Origin of the sequence: Streptomyces pactum, assembly GCF_016031615.1 — a bacterium.
Taxonomy (GTDB): domain Bacteria; phylum Actinomycetota; class Actinomycetes; order Streptomycetales; family Streptomycetaceae; genus Streptomyces; species Streptomyces pactus.
Map to the genome: position 1 here is coordinate 1 of NZ_JACYXC010000028.1, position 1,195 is coordinate 1,195.

A 1,195-nucleotide genomic window follows, 5' to 3' on the forward strand; every position below is an offset into this window, starting at 1 on the left:
TCACCCAGCCGCCCGGCACCGCCCGGCCGCTCGATCCGGACCTCGCCCCCGCCCTCGGCACCTTCGGCCCGCCGGACCCCGCGTACGACACCTCCGGCAGCCGGCCCGGCGGCCCGCCCGCAGCCGCCACCGGCGGTACCCACGCGTCCGCCGCCGGCGACCCGCGGCCGACCGCATCCGGTGACCCGCGGACGCAGACCGAGGGCATGTCCCGGCCCGCCACCGGCGGCACCCCGTGGCCGGCCGGCGGCGCCCCGGGCGTCCACGGCCCCGGCGGCCCCGGCGCCCCGGGCGGTTCCGGCGGTACGGGCACTCCGGGCTCCCCGGGCGGGGTCGTCCAGAACGGCTCGGGCGGCCCCGGCGGCGGAAGCCCGGGCGGCACCGGCACCCCGGGCACTCCCGCCGCCCGGGACGGTGCCGGCGCCCGCCCCGCCGGGCCCCTGCCGGAGCCGTCCCCGCCGGAGGGGGAACCGGAGGGCGCGGCGGGCCGGCGGATAGCCCTCTCCGCCTCGCTGGGCCGACGCAACAGGCCACGGGCGCTGAGCTGTTCGCTGGTGCTCTCGGTGGCCGGTGCGCTGGCCGTGGTGGGCGCCGGGGCGTACGTGTTCGACCTGATCCCGCACGGCGGGGGCGGCACCCCGCAGGCCGACGGGAAGACCGACCGGCCGCCCGCCACGGGGAAGCCCGACCCCGGCGACAGTGCGACGGAGCCGCCCTCCGGCGGCGGCGAGCCGGACCCGGAGGACTCCGCGAGCTCCGGCGGGCAGCGGCCCCGGCCCTCCTCCTCCGTCTCCCCGGCCTTCGTGGGGACCTGGAAGGGCGACGTCACCCAGCGGGGCGGGGTGCCCGCCGGCACCATGACGGCCACCATCCGCCCCGGCATCCCCGGTGAGTACGTGATCCGCGTCCGGTACGACGTGAAGGTGCTCTCGGTGGGCGTGACCTGCTACAGCGAGGCCAAGCTGACCTCGGCGAACTCCGAACGGATCACCGGCTTCGAACGGTCGGACCCGGACCGCCCCAAGGACGTCGGCTGCACCGGCGAGGAGGCCACCGTGACCTTCACCCGGCTGGACGACGGCCGGCTGGGGTTCTCCTCCCAGGACGAGAGCGGGGGCCTGCCCACCGCCCGGCTCAGCCGCGTGGACGGCGGCTGAGCCACCCGCGCACCCGCCCGCCCGTCCGCCCGGCCGGG

Annotated in this window: 1 pseudogene; it reads left to right on the top strand. The window is 79.8% G+C overall.

What is annotated here, in order from left to right:
- Positions 1–1,157, top strand: a pseudogene (locus IHE55_RS30485) (hypothetical protein); the annotation flags it as partial.
- Positions 1,158–1,195 lie beyond the last annotated feature (38 nt).